We start from the raw sequence: 20,507 nt of genomic DNA on the forward strand, positions 1-20,507 counted from the left end.
GTTAAAGATAGAATTTATTTAAAAGTGGTTCAGATCTTGCTTGTTAGCAACAGCGTTATCGCACGATTGTTGCCGATAATGGTTTGAATTTTAGTGGGGAGCAAACAGGCGATGGCGGTAGATTTGATGCAAATTGGGGTGAGTGGCTTACGCACATCTCAAAAACAATTGGATGTGGCAAGTCATAATATTACCAACGTCAACACGCCAGGATATAGCCGCCAAGTTGTTGAACAAAAAGCCGATGATGCGCAGTGGAATGGTAATAGTTACTATGGTACTGGTGCTTATATTGATAATGTCAGTCGTGCTTATGATCAATTTGCTGCTCGCGAACTGACGCTTTCCACCACTCAACTAGAAGAAGCTAATGTTAAACAACAGCATTTAGCAATGCTGGATGATTTTACCTCTAAAAGTGCAGTTAATAGCGTTAACAGTATGAACGATTTTTATCATTCTGTGCGCTCTTTAGCTGATAATCCTAATGATCTGGGTAGTCGTCAAACGGTACTGGAACATGCCAATCAAGCCGCGGTGAACTTAAATAATGCCCATGAAACTCTAACCAATATTCGTACTGATGTTAATCAGCAATTGAGTGTCTCTTTAGAGCGGGTGAATGCATTAGGGCAAGAACTTGCCGCGGTCAATACCAGTTTGCAGCAACAATCTAGCAGCGATGGTAGTAATGATCTGTTTGATCAACAACGTACTCTGATTAATGAATTAGCCCAATATACGCAAGTGACCGTGTTGGCAGATAAAGGCAGTTTAGCCAATACAGTTATCATTGGTAGCGGTGATACCTTGGTGTCAGGTGTAAGTGCTTCACAACTTAAATTAGTCGATGGCGATCCTGATATTGCCAATAAACAAATCGCGTTAATTAATGGCAATAATAGTAAACCGATTAAAAGCGACACCATTGGTGGCAGCTTAGGTGCAATGCTGACAGTGCGTGATGATGTTATTGATAAAAGTTTGGATCAACTCGGACAAATGGCGCTTGGCTTTGGATCGCAAATGAATGATCTTCAGCAACAAGGGGTTGATCTTAATGGTCAGCAAGGACAAGCGTTGTTCAATGATATTAATAGTCCGAATGCGATGTCACAACGGGCACTTAAACCCTTTGGTAGTAGCAGTGATATTAGCGTTAAAATTGATGATATTAATCAACTTAAAATCGGTGATTATCAATTAATCAGTGATGCAACTAGCCATACGCTGATTGATCAACAAGGTAATAAAACGGCCTTAACAGCCAATGCAAAAGGTAAATTTGAAGCAAAGGTTGATGGCTTAGAAATCACTATTAATCAACCACCTACGTTAATGGCTGGAGAAACTGAAACCACCATTATTCAACCTTTACGTCGTGGTGCAGCGGATATTAGTTTAGCCTTAACTGATCCTCGTGGGTTGGCGGGTCATCGTCAGTTAACCGCGATTGCCGCTGAATCCAATCTTGGCTCAGCAACTATTACCAAAGCGACTGTTGTGCCTGATAATGCAGCTGGGCGCTATCAATTACAGTTAAATGCCGCGGGCGATCAAGTTACCGTTACCGATTTAAAAACCAATACCAATGTTGAATTAGCAGATAATAAATATTCAGCTGAAAATGGCGCCACCATTGCTTTTAAAACAGGCGCTACTTCGTCAACTCCCGTTATGAGCTTATCTGCTGGGGCACAAGCTAACGATAGCTTTGAGATTGAGCTTGGCACTCAAAATGCTCAAGGTGGTAACGGTAATTTCTTAGCGATGCAGCAAGTCCAACATCAAAAGACCATGGCTGACGGTAAATCAAGTGTGATTGATTTATTTGAAGGTTTAGCCACAGATATTGGCATGCTTAAAAAAAATGCCGATAAATTAACTGAAGTGAATCAGCTTGATTTTGATTCAGCCTCAGAGCGAGTGTCGAATTTATCAGGGGTTAACCTTGATGAAGAGGCCGCTAATCTAATGAAGTTTCAACAATCATATATGGCGTCATCACGAATTATGTCGGTGGCGAAAGAAACCTTTGATACTTTAATGCGCGCAGTATAACGAGGAGTTGTCATGATCAATCGCGTCTCAACCGCCAGTCAGTACCAAAATCTGACCTCCAACTTAATGCGTAAGCAAGGCGAGCTGAATCAAACTAACGGCCAATTATCTAGCGGCAAACGGGTCGAAACTGCAGGGGATGATCCGGTGTCATCGGTGACGATTCAAAACTACCGCCAACAGTTAACTCAAATCGATCAATATAATAGTGCTATCACTCTAGCAAATAATCGTCTGCAGACTATGGAAACCGCAATTGCGGGGGTTGAAGATAACCTTGGCGCAACCAAGCAAAAAGTACTTGGTATGATCAATGGTGCGATGGCAAGTGATGACCGCACCGCATTTAAAGATGAATTAATTAGCTTGCGTGATGGTTTACTTGAATTAGCTAATAGCCGTGATGAAGCGGGTAACTATGTGTTTGCGGGCAATCAATCGGATACTAAGCCGTTTATGGAAGCCACTGATGGCAGCATGGATTATCACGGCGATAGCCAGTCGCGTTATGCACACATTGATAAATCAGTAAACGTAAAAACCAGTTTACCCGGCGATCAATTATTTACAGATATCCCTAATAGCTACGGTGATTTTCGCCCAGTCTTTAGCGATGGTGCTAGTGGCTTAACCGACGGTTCTAAACTGCATCTCCTTGCTGCGACTACCAGTGATTTTAGTTCAGCTGAAGCTATTGAAGTAAGTTTCAATGAAGTTGATATCGCAGCGGCAGATGGTACAACAACCAAAGAGATGCAATATAACTTAACCGTTGGGGGCAAAGTCGTTGCTGCAAATCAAGCTTATGATTCAGAACAAGGCATCGTTTATAAAGATCCTGTAGCTGCCGATAGCGCCACCTTGAATTTAAAATTTGGTGATATCAGCAGTGGCGATAATATTAGCTTAAAGCCAGCCCAAACCATTAATATTTTTGATTCGATTCAGAGTGCGATTGATAACGCAGAGCGTCCAACTTCATCGCCCGCAGCAGAAGCAAACTTACAACGAGTGATTGATGATCTCGATAGTGGCTTTGTGCACATGAACCAACAGCGTTCAGAAGTCGGCACCATCATGCAGCAGGTCGATCGCCAATTAGAACAACACCTTGATTTTGAGTTAACCTTAAATCAGGCGCAAAGTGGCTTAGAAGATCTCGATTACAGCAAAGCAATCATGGATATGAATCAACAAATGATGGCGCTGCAAGCCTCACAGCAAGCGTTTGGGCAAACCAAGCAATTGTCACTGTTTAATTATATTTAGGGGTGAGAGGTAAGAGCAGGGACGAGTTTCGAGGAAGAGCAGAACAAAGAATCCTTAGCTGCCTATTATTCACATCTCGGAAGCCGAGGGCTATCCGTGATCTATTTACCGCGTGCTTGAGCCTTAAAGAAGCCAGTAAAAACCGTATTACAATCACAGTAACTCTACGACGCGTGGGTAGTAGATTCCCTATCGCGTTCGTAACCTCACTGTAGGGAATGACGGGTGTGCGTTAACCTCGCCTACAAAAACCTAAAAATAATCCTAAAGCTTCGCCAAAAGGTGCCGTTAACTTTAGCACTAAGTTAATTAAATCTCTTTTTAACCCGGCACCACGTCTGGGAAAGATCATACCAAGGAGTGTCACCTTTATGGCTATTACAATTAATACTAACGTAACAGCAATGACTGCCCAGCGTAACCTAAACAGTGCTAGCAGCAGTGTTGCCGACAGTATGCAAAAACTATCATCTGGTCTGCGTATTAACTCTGCGAAAGACGATGCTGCCGGTCTGCAAATTTCAAACCGTTTGACTAACCAAACTAATGGTCTAAACGTCGCAATGCGTAACGCTAACGATGGTGTGTCAATGGCACAAACGGCTGAAGGTGCGATGTCAGAATCTACCACCATCATGGAGCGTATGCGCGAGCTCGCTCTTCAATCTGCTAACGGTTCCAACTCTGATAAAGACCGTGACGCAATGCAGAAAGAAATGGGTGAATTGCAAAGCGAAATGAACCGTATCGCTGATACAACCAGTTTCGGTGGTCAAAACCTTCTTGATGGTTCATTTGGTGAGAAATCATTCCAAATTGGTGCTAATTCAAATGAAACGCAAAGTTTAGAGTTGATGGACGTGTCTTCTCACTCTCTTGGTCGTTCATATTCTGGTGTTGCTGATGTAACAAAAGCACTTGCTGATGAATTTGTAGGTGGCACTTCAACAGAAGATAAAACATTCAGTCTTAAATTAGGTGATACCGAACATAAAATTGAAGTTGCCAAAGATATGACAGCAGAAGATCTGCAGAACAAACTGAACAATATTGATGGTATCAGCAATATCAAAGTTACAAATGGCGATCAGGAAGCAACTGATGAAGTCCCAGCTAAAGCTGCTACTCAAACAATCTCAGATATGACCGGTGAATTTAGTCTAAAAATTGCAGGTATTGCTGATGTATCTGTTAATATGGCGACTAATAGCAAGGAAGATGTTGTAACCAATATAAATGCTGAAATTGATAAAGTTAATGGTAATGCTTCTGCAGTTCCACCTGTTACAGGCACAGCAGCAGGAACGCTTGATGGAATGAAAGCTGAGTTAAATGATGCTGGTGAAATAGTTATAACAGGTAAGGCTGATAATTCAGATTTATCAGTCCAAGCAGTGGTAACTGATAGTGCTGCTGGTACAGTCAAGGTAGGAATAGAAACGGCTGATAGTGACGGTACCACTATTGGTACACAGGGTACTGCGCAAGTTACACAATTTACTCCTGCTGATCCTGAAAAAGGAGCATCATTCGATATCGATTTATCCAATGCTAAATTTGATGTAGGTATCAAAACTTATGATCTAAATGGTGCTGGTGATGAAGCGGTTAATACTGGCACAGTAACCACTGAATCAGTAGCAAGCCTAGATCTATCAACTCAAGAAGGTGCTCAAAACGCTATCGATGTACTTGATTCAGCAATGGAGCAAGTAGACGAAAAACGTGCGGAAATCGGTGCGTTCCAAAACCGTATGACGCACACCATGAGCAACTTGGCGAACATCAACGAAAACGTTAACGCGTCTAACAGTCGTATCAAAGATGTTGATTTCGCTTCTGAAACCATCAACATGACTAAAGGTCAGATCCTACAGCAAGCAGGTACTTCTATCCTTGCGCAAGCAAAACAAATTCCACAAGCGGCACTTAGCCTCCTAGGTTAATTCGCCCTTAAATTTATGCCCTGCTGATACGTTCAGCAGGGCATTATTGTATTTTAATCGCTAACAAATATGCTCAAGGAGCTGGCTATGGCGATCACTTCTACTGCTGCTGCAACAGGACAATATACCGCGCTACAGACATCATTAAATAGTACGGCTTCAGCGACGGTCAATACTGCTAATCAGTCTAAATCTGATCCAACTTACAGTGAGTTACAACCTAGCGGCAAGCCATTGCCACTGATAACAGCGTTAACGGATGTTGATGATGTTAATCACCCTCTTGATGACAATCCGCTTAATTCATTTACGCCTGATCCTATTGCAGAGCAAGAACGCATTAAGCAGATTGAACAAGTATTACAACAATGTAACCGCAGTTTACGTTTCCATCAAGATGAGGAAACAGGTAAGCAGATTGCCACCATTGTTGATAATAAAACCGGTGATGTGATTCGCCAAGTTCCGGCACAAGAATTGCTAGAGTTAAACAAAAATTTAGCCAAGCATGCTCTGGGCTCTATCAGTAAAACAGTGTAGAGGACATAACTATGGGGTTAAGTGCTGCCGGAATGGCATCTGGGCTAGATATTGCAGGCATGACACAGCAATTAGTTGCCGCTGAACGTAAACCAAAAGCAGATCGTATTGAAACACAACAGAAACAAGTTAATGTTTCCCTTAGTGCTTATGGTCAGGTCAAATCATCTGTCAGCGCAATGCAATCAATGCTAGAAAAGTTTGGTAAAGATGAAGCCTTTAATGGTCAAAAAGCCTCGTCTGATAACAGTGATTATTTATCGATAAAAGCCACCGCTAAAGCCAAAAGCGGGGTGTATAACATTAATATTCAGCAAATGGCACAGTCACATAAATTGATGGGCGAAGAATTATTTAGTGCTGATCCTGAAGCCTCTTTAGGTAGCGGTGAAATGGTGATTAAGGTCGGTGATAAATCGATGACCTTAAATATTGGTGAAGATAATGATGATTTATCGTCAGTGGTAGATGCGATCAATAATGCCAATGATAACCCCGGTGTAACCGCAACCTTAATCAATACCGGTAAAGATGGCGGTTCTCAAATTGTATTTTCAACCACAGAAACTGGTGAGAAAAATACCATTGAGATTGATACCTCTGCCATGACGGGGCAATTAGCATCACTTGCTTATAAAGACGGTATGGTGGACAGTAAAGTTGATGAGATGCAGGTAGCGCAAGATGCCAAAATCATGATCGATAACTTCACTCCCGTGACCAGCAGTAATAACACCTTTGAAGATGTAATCGAAGGGGTAACCTTAGATCTTAAAAAGCTCACTGGTACTTCAGGCTCAAGTAATCCTGAAACCGATGATATCGATGTTAAATCGGTAAAAATCACTATCGAAAATGATGAGAAAAGCACCAAAGATTCACTGAAATCGTTTGTTGATAGTTATAACAGCTTAATGGGCACCATTGATAAGTTAACCGGATTTGATGCAGATAAAGAACCAGATGATCCTAATCGGGCAGGGGCATTGAACGGTGATAGCTTAACCCGTTCAGTGACCACCCAAATGCGTAACTTACTCAATGAGCCGATTGAGATTAATGGCAAGCTGTATCAAATGTCTGATTTTGGTATTTCTATTCAGCGTGATGGCACACTAGAGCTTGAAGAAGACAGCGATAAGCTTGATGACATTATCAGCGAAAATTTTGCGGTTATCGGCCAATTTTTTGCTCAAGAAGATACGGGCTTTCTAGCTAAAGCCGATAAGCTGTTAGACAGTTTTACCGATAAAACCGATGGTTCATTGTCTGTTAAAGAAGACACGTTAAAAGAGCGCCAAAAATCACTAGACGATGACATGACCGATCTTAATAAACGTATGGCCGCTTATGAAGATCGTACTTATAAACAGTTTTTAGCGATGGATGAAGCCATCGGTCAAATGAATAATCAACTCAGTAGCATGATGAGTTTGATGATGTCGTTTGATTAAGGATATTAATGCAGCCACTCATAATATTAGAGCAACTAACCCAATTAGAACACCAAATCGAACAGTTATTACTTGCGGAAGATTACCCTGATGATTTTCCGCAGCAACTTGAAAACTTAGTCGCTTTGCGTCATCAGCAAGTGGAAGTTGTGCTTAAACAAGCGGATTTATCACGGGCGGTATTTGATGATGTTGTTGCTCGTACCCAGGCCATGAAAGGTTTATTACAACAGCATAAAGATCGTATAGGTATGCAATTGGTACGATCGAAAAAAAGTCAAAAATCATTATCGCTCTACAGCAATATTCAACAACATGGACAATAACCTCTAAACCCAATGTTTATTGATAAATGTCTCGCTACTAAACAAAGGATAATAACATGCGTGGTTCTCTTCAGGCATATAAGCAAGTTTCAGTGAATGCACAACTCGCCAGCGCCTCACCGCACCGTATCATTCAAATGTTATACGCTGGGGCGATAGAACGCCTTATTCAGGGCAAAGCGGCGATGGAACAAGGTAATATTGCGGTTAAATGTGAACGTTTAACCAAAGCATTAGATATTGTACTAAGTTTGCGTGATTGTTTATCAATGGAAGATGGTGGTGATATCGCTAAAAACCTTGATGCGCTTTATGATTTTATGGGTAGCGAGATTTCACGCGCCAATGCTGAAAATGTCACTCAGCCTATTGATGATGTGATTGGTATGCTACGCGAAATAAAGTCAGCTTGGGACCAAATTCCAGCGGAATATCACCATCTTACTGAAACAAACTAACTGTTTTTGGGCGTCGGTAACCGTAATTAGAGTTGCCGATAACCATTTTTTTTTGCGTTTTTAGTCTTAAATTGGCATAAAACCTGATCAAATACATTGTTATTTGTATTGGTGTCACAGCTTTTATACGTCAAATCTTGCCTTATGGTGCACATTAATTACAATGTAGCTACTCTCTTCTTGATTGTTGTTCTGTTCGCTACATTGAATATACCGTCAGGGTGTACTCTTATAAAGGCAATATCCATCTATGCACGGTTTAGTAAATACGCTTGTTATTGATGACGACCCACAGCAACGTCATGATTTAGGTGTCATCCTCAACTTTATGGGTGAGCATCATAATGCGCTGTCATCACAAGATTTAACCGTGTCATTATGGGAGCAACCGTGGGGTGTTTGCCTGCTAGGAACAATAACCAATACCAAAAAACTCACTAGTATTATTGAGATGTTGAGAGTGTACCCACAAATTCCTGTGGTTGCGTTAACGAACCATCATGAGTTATTAGCTGAATTACCCAATTATATTGGTGATCTTAAATTTCCGCTGCATTACAACCAACTCGCCGATGCTTTTCGTCATTGCCAAGAATATTTAGGCAAGCGCACTCATCAAGTACCATCTTTAGGCCGTAAGAACATGCTATTTAGAAGCATGGTTGGTCGTAGTACAGCAATTAGTGATATTCGTCGTTTAGTTGAACAAGTCGCTGCTTGTGATGCAAGCGTGTTGATTTTAGGTGAATCAGGCACGGGTAAAGAGGTGGTTGCGCGTAATGTGCATTATCATTCTGAGCGTGGCAAAGGCCCATTTGTACCTGTTAACTGTGGCGCTATTCCGGCTGATTTACTTGAAAGTGAATTATTTGGTCATGAAAAAGGGGCATTTACAGGGGCAATTTCAACCCGTAAAGGCCGATTTGAATTAGCCGAAGGCGGTACTTTATTTTTAGATGAGATTGGTGATATGCCAATGTCGATGCAAGTGAAGTTATTACGTGTCTTACAAGAACGTAGCTTTGAACGTGTAGGTGGCACTCAAACCATTAAAGCGAATGTACGTATTGTAGCGGCAACCCACCGTGATCTGGATAAAATGATTGCCGAGAGATTGTTCCGTGAAGATTTATATTACCGCTTAAATGTATTCCCAATAGACATGCCAGCGTTGCGTGATCGTATCGAAGATATTCCGTTATTATTACAAGAGCTGCTTACCCGTATGGAAGCAGAAGGTGCTAAACGGATCCACTTTACACCACGTGCGATTGCATCATTAATGTTGCATGATTGGCCGGGCAATATTCGCGAATTGGCGAATTTGGTCGAACGATTAACGATCCTTTATCCTGGTGAAATGGTTGATGTTAATCATTTACCAATAAAATACCGTTATAGCCAGCTTCCTGATTTTGTGCCGGAAAGCAGCATGATGTCTATTGAAGAACAAGAACAGCAAGCGTTAGCAGATATGTTTGCGGTTGAAGAAACAGATACCGCATCATTAGGTAATGACTTACCGCCAGAAGGATTAAACCTTAAAGAGATGCTGGCTGAACTTGAAGTTGAAATGATTCGCCAAGCATTAGATGCACAATCAGGCGTTGTTGCACGTGCTGCTGACATGTTGGGTATGCGTCGTACAACCTTGGTTGAAAAAATGCGTAAATATGGATTATCGAAAGACAGTTAATTTACCTTAACTTGCTTTCAATATAAAAAAAGCCACTGCCATTAATTTGGCGGTGGCTTTTTTTATGTTGTTTTAAACATAATCGTTTAATCAGTGCCCACTAAATATAACTCTCAGCCATGATGAAGAGGTAGAGTTACTAATAAATATATCCTCGTAAGCTAAAAATGGTGTCCACAAACACAAATGTGTTATTAGTGTCATAAAAATGACATTAATAACTCGTCCATTATTTATCTAACTATATGATAAATATGATTTATTAGTGGTATGTTATTTGCATAATCACTGCTATTGTTGTTCGTAGTAGATTAATCATGAGTGACTCATCCATAACATTATTAGCGTTAAACCAGCAAGTTGAGCGTTATCAGCAAGTATTACAAGTAATGCCTGTTGCCGTTATTTTATTGGATGAAAAGGGCGTAATTAGTGAAGCTAATCAAGAAGCCTTGCGGTTACTTGGTGAACCATTAATCGGTCAACGTTGGGGAGAGATTATTCAACGTAGTTTCGCACCCCAAGATGATGATGGACATGAGGTTTCATTGCGCAGTGGCCGTAAAGTGAAGCTTGCTATTTCAGCTTCTGCGGCAGGACAGCTTATTGTGATCACTGATTTAACCGAAACCCGTCAGCTACAGTCACGGTTAAGTGAAATGCAGCGTTTGTCGTCGTTAGGGCGAATGGTTGCATCGTTGGCACATCAAGTGCGTACTCCGTTAGCCAGTGCATTGTTGTACGCCGCTAATTTAGCATCATCAGGGTTAACTCCAACCACGCGAACACGTTTTCAAACTAAGCTGGTGGATCGATTATATGATCTGGAAAAACAAGTTAACGATATGCTGTTATTTGCCAAAGGTGGCGACAATAAAGTGGTGAGTGAATTTACTATTGAAAGTTTACTCAACAGTTTAGAAGCAATGATAGAAGCTCAAGTTTTGAGTCATGATGTCGATTTTAGCATTGACTGTGACGATGAAACATTGCGTTTAATGGGCAATGAAAATGCATTAGCGAGCGCGGTGGGTAATTTGATCACTAATGCGATTCAAATGGCTGGCAAAGGTTGCCGAGTTGCAGTGCGCTGTCAACAGCAGGATCAAATGCTATTACTTAGTGTGACAGATAACGGCCCAGGAATTGCGGCAGAGCATCATCAAAAAGTGTTAGAACCTTTTTTTACCACTCGTAAACAAGGCACCGGATTAGGACTGGCTGTGGTACAGATGGTGATATCAGCCCATCACGGTAGTTTGATATTAGATTCACAACTGGGGCAAGGGGCCACATTTACCTTGCAGTTACCGTTAGTCACATCAGTTCAAGCCGCATAATGGTTCGAGTTAACTATGGAGAGTGAAGCATGAGTCAAACGCGAGTATTAGTCGTAGAAGATGACGAAGGTTTGCGTGAAGCGTTAGTTGATACGCTTGCATTAGCGGGTTATCAATGGCTAGAAGCGGAAAGTGCAGAACACGCATTAGTGCTATTGAAATCTGAATCAGTTGATATTGTGGTTTCTGATGTGCAAATGACGGGCATGGATGGCTTAGCTTTATTGCGTAGTATTAAATTGCAATGGCCGAAAATGCCAGTGTTATTAATGACCGCTTACGCCAATATCGAAGATGCTGTTGCAGTAATGAAAGAGGGGGCACTTGATTACATGGCTAAACCATTTGCCCCGCAAGTTTTGTTAAATATGGTTGGTCGCTATGCACCGATCCGATCCAACGCTACCAATACGGTCGCAGCGGATCCTAAAAGTTTGCATTTGTTAGCAATGGCAGAAAAAGTCGCTAAAACAGATGCCAGCGTGATGGTCTTAGGTCCTAGTGGGTCGGGTAAAGAAGTGTTGTCACGCTATATTCACGACCATTCTTTACGCTGTGATGGACCTTTTGTGGCGATTAACTGTGCTGCTATTCCTGAAAATATGCTAGAAGCGATGCTATTTGGCTATGAAAAAGGGGCTTTTACAGGAGCAATACAAGCCTGTCCGGGCAAGTTTGAACAAGCTCAAGCAGGTACGATTTTACTGGATGAAATCAGTGAAATGGACATTAACTTGCAAGCTAAATTATTACGGGTATTGCAAGAACGTGAAGTTGAACGTTTAGGTGGACGTAAAAGCATTAAATTGAATGTGCGCATTATTGCAACCAGTAACCGTGATTTAAAAAATCATGTTGCGAAGGGGCGTTTTCGTGAAGATTTGTATTACCGCTTAAATGTTTTTCCAATGACATGGCCAGCATTAACGGAGCGTAAGGGCGATATTGTGCCGTTAGCGCAGTTATTTTTACAACGCCATGCGAGTCAACAAGGGATGGCGATCCCTGTAATGGCACCATGTGCGCTCAACAAATTATTACAATATACATGGCCCGGAAATGTACGTGAACTTGATAACGTGATTCAACGCGCGTTAATCATTCACGATAACCTTATGATAACTGAGCAACATATTTTGGTTGAAGGACTTGATTGGTTACAGATGGTTACACCTTCTACCGCGCCTGATTGCGAAATATCACCGTCGACCACAACGACAATTGACTCAATATCATCCACAGTTGCGGAAAGTTTAGGCCATGAATTACGCGGCCAAGAATTTAATATTATTTTAGATACCTTAGTTGCTTGCCAAGGTAATCGAAAAGATATGGCCGATAAACTGGGCATTAGTCCACGTACATTACGCTATAAATTAGCCAAAATGCGTGATGCTGGCATTGAACTCCCCGCATAATCGATGGGTTATAGATATAACAAACCTTTTTTAGTAGCGATAAACACAGTGAGATTTTGCAATGAAAGTTAATGGATTAGCGGCTGAAATGCAGGCAATGCGTTTAGATGCTCAAAATAATATTCGTCCCGCAACAGGACAACAGGTTAGTGCTGATTTTGGCAATTTACTTAACGACGCTATCAAGTCAGTTAATACACTTCAAGGCCAGTCAAGTGATCTTGCTACTCGGTTTGATCAAGGTGATCGCAGTGTGTCGTTATCTGATGTGATGATTGCCCGTAATAAATCCAGCGTGGCGTTTGAAGCGACGGTGCAAGTGCGTAATAAAATGGTACAGGCTTACAAAGAATTAATGAATATGCCGGTATAAATATCGTTGTTATCCGTCGATGTGATAGCGCATTATTAGCTATATGTGTGAGAAATAAATAGTGTCAGATCAAATTGTTAATCAACCCGTTACGGTTGCAAATAATAATACTTCACCGATATTACGTGATGCTGCTCAAGATCCCGATCTTGCTGAAAAGAAAGCATCGCGTACTGACAGTATTTTAGGCAATCTTGATCTGTTACGGCAGGTGATTTTAGTGCTATCGGTTGCGATTTGTGTCGCGCTAATTGTCATGGTCGTGGTGTGGATAAAAGAGCCCGAAATGCGACCATTGGGTAGCTATGAAACCGAAGAATTGATCCCTATTTTAGATCACTTTGATCAAAAGAAAATTGATTACCAACTTGATGGCAATACCATTCGAGTACCTGCTGATAAATATAGCAATATAAAATTAGATTTAACCCGCAGTGGTTTAAACAGTCGTACCGCTGAAGGCGATGATATTTTATTAAAAGACATGGGATTTGGTGTTTCACAGCGGCTTGAAAATGAACGTTTAAAATTAAGCCGTGAACGTCAATTAGCGCGTGCTATCGAACAAATTAGTCAAGTACGTAAGGCGCAAGTGTTGCTTGCGATGCCAAAACAAAGTGTGTTTGTGCGTCATAATCAAGATGCTACCGCGACGGTTTTTCTGACTTTAGCATCAGGCGGAGCACTAGGGCAGCAAGAAGTTGATTCCATTGTTGATATGGTGGCAACGGCGGTGCCTGGTTTACGTCCTACTCGCGTTACGGTGACCGATCAACACGGGCGTTTATTAAGCTCAGGTACTGAAGATCCTTCCTCAACCGCTAAACGAAAAGAATACGAATTAGAGCGTAAACAAGAGCAATCTTTACGGGAAAAAATCGACGCTATTTTGATGCCTGTTTTAGGGTTGGGAAATTACACCTCACAAGTTGATATAGCGATGGATTTCTCCGCCTTAGAAGAAACCCGTAAACGCTATGACCCTGCCACGGCGGCTACTCGAAGTGAGTTTACGCGTGAAGATAGCAATGGTGGTCAAGTGGTAGCGGGTATTCCTGGTGCATTAAGCAACCAACCCCCTGTCAGTAGTGCGATTCCAGAAAATATAAAAGACATGCAAGCTGGCACAAGCAGCGGTAATGGTCGTATGCACCGTGAATCTACCCGTAACTATGAATTGGACACCACGATAAGCCATAAACGCGCGCAAACAGGTGTTATTGATCGTCAAACGGTGTCGGTTGCGATTGATTATAAATCGATAGTTGATCCTAAAACGGGTGAGATCACACGAGTACCAGTATCTGAAGCTGAAATTGTTAAAATTCGTCGTTTATTAATGGGCGGTATTGGTTTTTCAGAGGCGCGAGGCGATTTATTGGAAGTGCTATCGGTGCCATTTGCGCTGCCTGAAGAACTATTATTGGCTGATGTGCCCATTTGGGAGAATCCGAATTTTAGCAGTTGGATTCGATGGCTTGCAGCGGCCTTGGTGATTATTGTGGTGATCATCGTCTTGGTGCGTCCAGCAATGAACAAGTTGCTATACCCAAATCAAGCGGCTAATGGCACACCGTTAGATGAAAATGGCTTACCGATTTTAACCCACAATAGTCATAGTGATGGCACCAGCTTAATCGGTGGTGACTTAGATCCAAATGAAAGCTTTGAATTAAGCAGTAGTAGTTTAGATTTGCCTAATTTACATAAAGATGAAGATTTACTGAAAGCAGTGCGGGCGTTGGTTGCCAATGAACCGGATCTTGCTGCACAAGTCGTGAAAAGCTGGATGAATGAAGATGGCTAATGATGTAGCACCAATCGATAATAAATTTGATATTAAAAGCCTTAATGGCACGGAAAAAGCTGCGATTTTATTATTAAGTCTTAATGAACAAGATGCCGCCAGTATTATTCGCCATCTTGATCCGAAGCAGGTGCAGCGAGTCGGTGGCTCGATGGCAAGCATGAAGAACTTAAATCAAGATAAAGTCTCGAGTGTGCATCGTTCATTTTTAGAAGAAATTCAAAAATACACCAGCATTGGTATGGGTAGCGAAGATTTTGTTCGTAATGCGTTAGTGGCAGCATTAGGTGAAGATAAAGCCAATAATTTGGTTGATCAAATTCTAATGGGTAGCGGTTCGCGTGGACTTGATTCTTTAAAATGGATGGATCCGCGCCAAGTTGCCAGTATTATTTTAAATGAGCACCCACAGATTCAAACCATCGTGTTGTCTTATTTAGAGCCTGAACAATCTGCTGAAATTTTATCGCAATTCCCTGAACGCGTGCGATTAGATTTGATGATGCGTATTGCTAATTTGGAAGAAGTTCAACCTGCGGCACTGCATGAATTAAACGACATTATGGAAAAACAGTTTGCGGGTCAAGCGGGTGCACAAGCAGCTAAAATTGGTGGCTTAAAAGCAGCAGCAGAAATCATGAACTATCTCGATAATAACGTTGAAGGGCTGTTGATGGATCAAATTCGTGAAAACGATGAAGAAACAGCGACTCAAATTCAAGACTTGATGTTTGTGTTTGATAATCTGATTGAAGTTGATGATCGCGGCATTCAAATTCTATTGCGAGATGTGCCGCAAGATCTATTACAAAAAGCCCTTAAAGGTGCAGATGATATGTTACGTGATAAGTTCTATCGCAACATGTCTAAACGTGCGGGTGAAATGCTACAAGAAGATTTAGAAGCCATGGGGCCTATTCGTGTGGCTGATGTTGAAGCGGCTCAGAAAGAAATTTTATCTATTGCGCGTCGTTTATCTGATTTGGGTGAATTAGTGCTAACTGGCAATGGTGGCACTGATGAATTTTTATAATAGTAATGCGGTGGTTCAATGTAAGTTGAAGGAAAAGGTGTTGCCATGAGTGATGAACGTCGTCGTGGTTTTATGCGCGTGTCAGAACATCAAGCCCAAGAACTTGAACGCTGGGCATACCCTGATTACAGCCATGACAGTGATCATGAACCTGAAAATGCGCTTAATTATGATCATCAATATTATCTTGAGCAACAACAATTACAGCAACAGCAATTAACTCAACCTGAGCCACCGCCGCCACCATTAACCGCGGCAGAACTTGAAGCCATGCAGCAATCTGCTTATGACGAAGGGGTTGAGCAAGGGCGTCAAGCTGGGCATAGCGAAGGTTTTTCTCAAGGCCATGCTGAAGGGGTTACAGCCGGCCATGCTGAAGGGCTGGCACAAGGCTTACAGCAAGGGCTAGAACAAGCTCAAGCTCAAATTGATCAACAAGTGGCATTGTTAATGGCGGTGATGGATAAATTTGCAGATCCTATTGCTAAAGTCGACACCGAAGTTGAACAACAATTATTGTTATTGGTGAATGGTTTAACCAAGGCATTGATTCGTGTTGAAGTTAAAACCAATCCTCAAGTATTACTCAATACTGTTCGCGAAGTTGTAGCAACGCTACCGATAGCTGAGCGAGAAATTAAAATGCATTTACATCCAGAAGATGTTGCGTTAATTCATGCCAGCTTTGATGAGGCTGATCTGCAACAACGTCAATGGTCATTAATTGCAGAGCCGAGTTTACAACGAGGGGATTTACAGTTGGCGTGTGGCAGTTCTAGTGTTGATTATTTAATTGATGATCGTATTTTGCATTCACTAACCACCTTTAATGAACTCAACAGTAACTTGCAAGAGCCAGTGTTATGACCCTCGCACAACGCCTAAGTCGCTACCAAACGGCAAATACCGCTTGTAAACCTGTGGCTTCAGGGCGGTTGGATCGTGTTGTTGGGCTAACCCTTGAAGCGATAGGCTGCCGCGCCCCTGTTGGTAGTGTCTGTAAAGTAGAAACCCTCACTGGTGAACTAGAAGCAGAAGTGGTGGGTTTTGCTGGTGAAACGCTTTTTTTAATGCCAAGTGAGCAATTATCAGGGGTGATGCCAGGCGCTAAAGTTACCCCTATTTTGCATAACAGTGGTATTCCAGTCGGGCCTGAATTGTTAGGGCGTGTTATTGATGGCATTGGTAATCCACTTGATGGCTTAGGGCCTATTTTTACTGAGCAACGAGCAGCGTTTACCTCGGCTCCCATTAACCCCTTATCACGCAAACCGATTAAAGAACCCCTTGATGTTGGTATTAAGGCTATTAATGGTTTATTAACAGTCGGAAAAGGACAGCGGATTGGCCTTTTTGCTGGTTCTGGTGTGGGTAAATCGGTCACGCTGGGTATGATGACTCGCGGTACCAGTGCGCAAATTGTGGTGGTGGGGCTTATTGGCGAGCGTGGTCGAGAAGTAAAAGAATTTATTGATGAAATTTTAGGTAAAGAAGGCCGTGAGCGAGCCGTTGTGATAGCCGCGCCTGCCGATGCTTCGCCATTAATGCGTCTAAAAGGCTGCCAAACCTCACTCACCATTGCCGAGTATTTTCGCGATCAAGGGTTTGATGTGTTGCTGCTGATGGATTCATTAACCCGCTTTGCTCAGGCGCAACGTGAAATTGCATTGTCCGTTGGTGAACCACCTGCAACCAAAGGTTATCCACCATCGGTGTTTGCTAAGTTACCTGCGCTGGTGGAACGGGCAGGTAATGGTAATGAAAATCAAGGTTCGATCACCGCTTTTTTCACGGTATTAAGTGAAGGTGATGATCTGCAAGATCCGATTGCCGATGCTTCACGTGCGATCCTCGATGGTCATATTGTGTTATCGCGTGAAATGGCGGATGCGGGGCATTATCCTGCCATTGATGTTGAGCGTTCTGTTAGTCGTGTTATGCCAGCCATCGTTAGTGATGACCATATGCTGATGTCGAAAGCCGTACGTCAAATTTTATCTATTTGCCGTAAAAATCAAGACTTGGTTGCTATTGGTGCCTATAAACCGGGAACTGATGCAACGATTGATCAAGCTTTTAGTTTTAAACCGAAATTAGATAATTATTTACAGCAAGAAATGAAAGAAGCGGTACCGTATGAAATGTGCGTCAATATGTTGCGATCTACATTAGGTGGCTAATGGAACTTGGTAATAAGGTAATTGAAGACAAGGTCGTTATAGTATGCCATTGAGAACATTTGAATTATTAATCGAACAAGCACAACAACAAGAACATCAAGCCAGCCTCGCCCTCAATCAAGCGCAACTTGAACAGCAAAATTATTTACAGCAATTAGCTCAAATTGAACAGTACCGATTAGATTACTGTCGTCAGCTTTCTGAGCGTGGGCAACAAGGGCTGAGTGCAAGCCAATATAGCCATTTACAAAAATTCTTAACTCAACTTGATACCACATTAGAGAAGCAAAAACAGGCGGGTGGCTATTTTGCTAATCAAATTGAGCAATGCCGTCAGCATTGGCAAGCCATGCAGCAAAAAAAACGTGGTATTGAATGGTTACTGGAAAAAAAACAGCGTGAACGGCAGCTTTTTTTGAATAAACAAGAACAAAAAATTATGGATGAATTTGTAACGTTACAATTTGCACGGCGCCAACAACGCTAGAACTAAAAAACTGGTTTACTTTTTGCATTAGGATAGAACATTAGTTTTGAATGAAACGTTTTTTTGACGCTTTAATCAAACAGTTATTCATTTATTTGTCGTCTGTCGCGACACGTATTAAAAGAGTTACTATGAATCTATTTAATGTGTCATCTGCGCAAACGCCAAAATTGGTGACGGGCAGTTCCGTTGCCAGTTCAATACCTGACACTACGCCATTCGGTGATGGTCAGTTTTTAGAGCAATACCAGCAAGCGCTTGATGAAATGCCTTCGTTAGCAGTGGTTGATGGCGAACTCACATTACTTTCTGATCAAGCAGCGATGAGTGCTGAACAGATGAATATTGAGAGTGAAGTAAACATTCCCTCTACCACTGACGTTATTGATGATGAAAGTGAAATATTAATCGCAGATTCAATAATTGCCGATACCGCAATTGATAAATCATTAATGAACGCTGATGACGGCGAGAGAGTCATTGATGGCGCAGTAGAGTTAATGGCTGCAGGCAATGTCTTTTTACAGCAACTCACACAATCTAACCAGCAGCTTAATTCAGTTGATAAAACACAAACTGAGACTGTTGATGCGAGCGGCAAAAGCTTGCCATTGGTCGTCATGCCAACAACAGATGCTGTACTGACTCAAGATGAATTGGTAGCAGCTCAAACAGCCATTAAAACCACCAATGAAAGTGCTGCGTTTATCATGCCAGCTATGGCCATAGCGACAACTGCGGCTGAGGCTCTGACGGCAAAAGCGACAGCAAATAGTGATGGACAAAAATCTGGCGCAAAGAGTGATGTCGAGCTTATTTCTGATATTAGTGTCAATAATTTGCCATTACCAGCCTCTCATCGCTCTTTATCTACCTCAACACCTAGTGCCGATATGCTTATTAATCCTGCTGTGTTTGATGGTGCTTCTTTGTTGGTAGACGATAATCGACCTCAACAAGGCGTAAATAACCATTCTCAAGCTGATTCATTGGTTCAACAGTTAGCGGGATTAACGACAGCATCAACAACACCAATGCTGAAACCTGAATTACCGCCCATGACCAACGCCCTGCAATCGTCATTAGTTCTTACTCATGAACAGGCTGGCGAAGAGGTTCATGAACGGATCAATATGATGATGGCAAAGAACCTAAAATATGTCGATATTCGGTTAGATCCACCAGAGCTTGGCAAACTTCAGATTAAATTGAGCATTAACCAAGATCAAGCTTCGGTGCAATTTACGGTAAATAATCACCAAGCCCGCGATATTGTTGAACAAGCGATGCCACGTTTACGCGAAATGTTACAACAACAAGGGCTACAACTCGCACAAAGCTCGGTACAACAAGACAGTAGTCAGCAATTTACGGGTCACCAAAGTAATAGTTCCGCGCATTCGCAGTCAGGACAGCAATCATCAACAAGGTCGATGACTGATGATGGGTTATTAATAGCAGAGAGTAATCAGCCTGATTCTTCTATCAGCATGTACGTAAAAGAAAATAAAGATCAAGTTGATTATTACGCTTAGCGTTTTTGGTCATATTAATCGTGCAGGTTTAATCAATAAGGAAAAACATGCAGCAATGTCATGTCGTAATAAAGACCACAATAAATAGCGAGCAGGATAAATAATGATGGCTAGAAATAGAAAAAAAACAATTGTCATTAGCTTGGTTATTTTGCTTGTGAGCGTTGTGATTGGTGGTGGCATTTGGTTTTTCACCACACCATCAGCAGAAGCTAAAGCGGCAGAGGTTGGCTCAACATCAACTCAGTCGCCGTTGAAAATGTCGGCTTATTATATCGTGTTACCTGAACCATTTATTTTTAATGTTAGTGGTAAAGAACGTGATCGCGTGGTGCAAATAAAAGTACAGCTAATGGTTCGTGGTGAACAAAATGAAGCGTTGGCTAAAAAACATGTGCCATTGGTTGAAAGTGTATTGCTACAAACTTTTGCAGCAGCCACGGTTGAGCAATTACGCCAACCACAAGGGCGTGAACAGTTACGTCAACAAGCATTGACAACCGTACAAGCAACGATGAACAAGATGACGAACATGCCTGTGGTTGAACGGGTGTTATTTACTGGCTTTGTGATGCAATAGGTGT

The 20,507-nt window shown here is 41.9% G+C and carries 18 protein-coding genes; all 18 read left to right on the forward strand.

The window, feature by feature from the left end; translation table 11 throughout:
• The first annotated feature begins 111 nt into the window (after positions 1–111).
• The 18 genes from flgK (at position 112) to fliL (ending at position 20,503) form a co-directional block, all read left to right on the forward strand.
• Positions 112–2,061, forward strand: coding sequence for a flagellar hook-associated protein FlgK (gene flgK / locus C9I86_RS00170; RefSeq protein WP_107275302.1), 1,950 nt, complete (start codon positions 112–114; stop codon positions 2,059–2,061).
• Positions 2,062–2,073: 12 nt separating this feature from the next.
• Positions 2,074–3,330 (forward strand): flagellar hook-associated protein FlgL, encoded by a 1,257-nt coding sequence (gene flgL / locus C9I86_RS00175; protein ID WP_107275303.1) that lies wholly within the window; start codon positions 2,074–2,076, stop codon positions 3,328–3,330.
• A gap of 371 nt (positions 3,331–3,701) precedes the next feature.
• Complete coding sequence (locus C9I86_RS00180; protein WP_107275304.1) at positions 3,702–5,276, forward strand: flagellin; 1,575 nt, start codon at positions 3,702–3,704, stop codon at positions 5,274–5,276.
• Positions 5,277–5,363: 87 nt separating this feature from the next.
• Complete coding sequence (locus tag C9I86_RS00185) at positions 5,364–5,816, forward strand: flagellar protein FlaG (protein ID WP_241956821.1); 453 nt, start codon at positions 5,364–5,366, stop codon at positions 5,814–5,816.
• Positions 5,817–5,827: 11 nt separating this feature from the next.
• A complete protein-coding gene (fliD, locus tag C9I86_RS00190) occupies positions 5,828–7,270 on the forward strand; it encodes a flagellar filament capping protein FliD (protein ID WP_107275305.1) in 1,443 nt (480 codons plus the stop codon).
• 8 nt (positions 7,271–7,278) lie between these two features.
• On the forward strand, positions 7,279–7,596 hold the full coding sequence (locus C9I86_RS00195; RefSeq protein WP_107275306.1) for a flagellar biosynthesis protein FliS: 318 nt from the start codon (positions 7,279–7,281) through the stop codon (positions 7,594–7,596).
• A gap of 56 nt (positions 7,597–7,652) precedes the next feature.
• A complete protein-coding gene (gene fliS, locus C9I86_RS00200; protein WP_080156987.1) occupies positions 7,653–8,054 on the forward strand; it encodes a flagellar export chaperone FliS in 402 nt (133 codons plus the stop codon).
• Positions 8,055–8,304: 250 nt separating this feature from the next.
• Positions 8,305–9,750, forward strand: a complete 1,446-nt coding sequence (locus C9I86_RS00205) for a sigma-54 dependent transcriptional regulator (RefSeq protein WP_080156986.1) — start codon at positions 8,305–8,307, stop codon at positions 9,748–9,750.
• Between the two features lie 317 nt (positions 9,751–10,067).
• Positions 10,068–11,090, forward strand: coding sequence for a PAS domain-containing sensor histidine kinase (locus C9I86_RS00210; protein ID WP_107275307.1), 1,023 nt, complete (start codon positions 10,068–10,070; stop codon positions 11,088–11,090).
• Positions 11,091–11,119: 29 nt separating this feature from the next.
• The gene (locus tag C9I86_RS00215; RefSeq protein ID WP_107275308.1) at positions 11,120–12,508 is read left to right on the forward strand and encodes a sigma-54 dependent transcriptional regulator; all 1,389 of its coding nucleotides are present in this window, start codon (positions 11,120–11,122) and stop codon (positions 12,506–12,508) included.
• Between the two features lie 61 nt (positions 12,509–12,569).
• Entirely contained in the window at positions 12,570–12,881 is a 312-nt protein-coding gene (gene fliE, locus C9I86_RS00220; RefSeq protein ID WP_080156981.1) for a flagellar hook-basal body complex protein FliE, read from the forward strand.
• A 61-nt stretch (positions 12,882–12,942) separates the two neighbouring features.
• Positions 12,943–14,688 carry a flagellar basal-body MS-ring/collar protein FliF gene (gene fliF, locus C9I86_RS00225; RefSeq protein WP_107275309.1) on the forward strand — a complete coding sequence of 582 codons (1,746 nt, stop codon included), beginning with the start codon at positions 12,943–12,945 and terminating at the stop codon, positions 14,686–14,688.
• Positions 14,681–15,721, forward strand: coding sequence for a flagellar motor switch protein FliG (gene fliG / locus C9I86_RS00230; protein ID WP_080156979.1), 1,041 nt, complete (start codon positions 14,681–14,683; stop codon positions 15,719–15,721). The genes fliF and fliG overlap by 8 nt, the downstream gene beginning before the upstream one ends.
• A gap of 45 nt (positions 15,722–15,766) precedes the next feature.
• Complete coding sequence (fliH, locus tag C9I86_RS00235; protein ID WP_107275310.1) at positions 15,767–16,588, forward strand: flagellar assembly protein FliH; 822 nt, start codon at positions 15,767–15,769, stop codon at positions 16,586–16,588.
• On the forward strand, positions 16,585–17,901 hold the full coding sequence (gene fliI, locus C9I86_RS00240; RefSeq protein WP_107275311.1) for a flagellar protein export ATPase FliI: 1,317 nt from the start codon (positions 16,585–16,587) through the stop codon (positions 17,899–17,901). The genes fliH and fliI overlap by 4 nt, the downstream gene beginning before the upstream one ends.
• A 43-nt stretch (positions 17,902–17,944) precedes the next feature.
• Positions 17,945–18,388 (forward strand): flagellar export protein FliJ, encoded by a 444-nt coding sequence (gene fliJ, locus C9I86_RS00245; RefSeq protein WP_107275312.1) that lies wholly within the window; start codon positions 17,945–17,947, stop codon positions 18,386–18,388.
• 131 nt (positions 18,389–18,519) lie between these two features.
• Entirely contained in the window at positions 18,520–19,923 is a 1,404-nt protein-coding gene (locus C9I86_RS00250; protein WP_158258901.1) for a flagellar hook-length control protein FliK, read from the forward strand.
• A gap of 106 nt (positions 19,924–20,029) precedes the next feature.
• Positions 20,030–20,503 (forward strand): flagellar basal body-associated protein FliL, encoded by a 474-nt coding sequence (fliL, locus tag C9I86_RS00255; RefSeq protein WP_080157189.1) that lies wholly within the window; start codon positions 20,030–20,032, stop codon positions 20,501–20,503.
• Positions 20,504–20,507: the final 4 nt, after the last annotated feature.

Source organism: Photobacterium sp. NCIMB 13483, assembly GCF_003025475.1.
GTDB classification, from domain to species: Bacteria; Pseudomonadota; Gammaproteobacteria; order Enterobacterales; family Vibrionaceae; genus Photobacterium; species Photobacterium piscicola.

What these genes read in the sequence shown, in the direction of transcription:
- fliJ (WP_107275312.1), top strand. Translation starts at nt 17,945, where the DNA reads ATGCCATTGAGAACATTTGAATTATTAATCGAACAAGCACAACAACAA.
- C9I86_RS00215 (WP_107275308.1), top strand. Translation starts at nt 11,120, where the DNA reads ATGAGTCAAACGCGAGTATTAGTCGTAGAAGATGACGAAGGTTTGCGT.
- flgL (WP_107275303.1), top strand. Translation starts at nt 2,074, where the DNA reads ATGATCAATCGCGTCTCAACCGCCAGTCAGTACCAAAATCTGACCTCC.
- C9I86_RS00185 (WP_241956821.1), top strand. Translation starts at nt 5,364, where the DNA reads ATGGCGATCACTTCTACTGCTGCTGCAACAGGACAATATACCGCGCTA.
- fliE (WP_080156981.1), top strand. Translation starts at nt 12,570, where the DNA reads ATGAAAGTTAATGGATTAGCGGCTGAAATGCAGGCAATGCGTTTAGAT.
- flgK (WP_107275302.1), top strand. Translation starts at nt 112, where the DNA reads ATGGCGGTAGATTTGATGCAAATTGGGGTGAGTGGCTTACGCACATCT.
- C9I86_RS00180 (WP_107275304.1), top strand. Translation starts at nt 3,702, where the DNA reads ATGGCTATTACAATTAATACTAACGTAACAGCAATGACTGCCCAGCGT.
- C9I86_RS00210 (WP_107275307.1), top strand. Translation starts at nt 10,068, where the DNA reads ATGAGTGACTCATCCATAACATTATTAGCGTTAAACCAGCAAGTTGAG.
- fliL (WP_080157189.1), top strand. Translation starts at nt 20,030, where the DNA reads ATGGCTAGAAATAGAAAAAAAACAATTGTCATTAGCTTGGTTATTTTG.
- fliI (WP_107275311.1), top strand. Translation starts at nt 16,585, where the DNA reads ATGACCCTCGCACAACGCCTAAGTCGCTACCAAACGGCAAATACCGCT.
- fliS (WP_080156987.1), top strand. Translation starts at nt 7,653, where the DNA reads ATGCGTGGTTCTCTTCAGGCATATAAGCAAGTTTCAGTGAATGCACAA.
- fliG (WP_080156979.1), top strand. Translation starts at nt 14,681, where the DNA reads ATGGCTAATGATGTAGCACCAATCGATAATAAATTTGATATTAAAAGC.
- fliH (WP_107275310.1), top strand. Translation starts at nt 15,767, where the DNA reads ATGAGTGATGAACGTCGTCGTGGTTTTATGCGCGTGTCAGAACATCAA.
- C9I86_RS00195 (WP_107275306.1), top strand. Translation starts at nt 7,279, where the DNA reads ATGCAGCCACTCATAATATTAGAGCAACTAACCCAATTAGAACACCAA.
- C9I86_RS00205 (WP_080156986.1), top strand. Translation starts at nt 8,305, where the DNA reads ATGCACGGTTTAGTAAATACGCTTGTTATTGATGACGACCCACAGCAA.
- C9I86_RS00250 (WP_158258901.1), top strand. Translation starts at nt 18,520, where the DNA reads ATGAATCTATTTAATGTGTCATCTGCGCAAACGCCAAAATTGGTGACG.
- fliD (WP_107275305.1), top strand. Translation starts at nt 5,828, where the DNA reads ATGGGGTTAAGTGCTGCCGGAATGGCATCTGGGCTAGATATTGCAGGC.